Origin of the sequence: Halorubrum sp. SP3 (assembly GCF_005435195.1) — an archaeon.
Lineage (GTDB): Archaea > Halobacteriota > Halobacteria > Halobacteriales > Haloferacaceae > Halorubrum > Halorubrum sodomense.
Genome location: NZ_SGTU01000819.1, coordinates 1 through 213, shown reverse-complemented (window position 1 = coordinate 213; position 213 = coordinate 1). Strand labels below are relative to the sequence as shown.

Here is a 213-nt window from a genome sequence, read left to right as displayed (position 1 = left end):
GGGTCCGCGACCGTGTAGTAGCTGCGGGCTGCGAGGACGTTACTCGCGGCTGCCCCGTGGATATCTTGATACTGCGTGATGTCACGGAGCTCTGAAACGACTTCCGACGGCACGAACACGTCACACGACGTGAGCAGATACTGAAACGGGTCGGGGGCATCGGTACCGACAGTTGCATCCGCACGAGGTACGGCGAGACTGACGAGCGCACTA

1 pseudogene is annotated in these 213 nt (G+C 61.0%); it reads right to left on the bottom strand.

The window, feature by feature from the left end:
* Positions 1-213 (bottom strand): annotated as a pseudogene (locus EXE42_RS20740) (hypothetical protein); the annotation flags it as partial.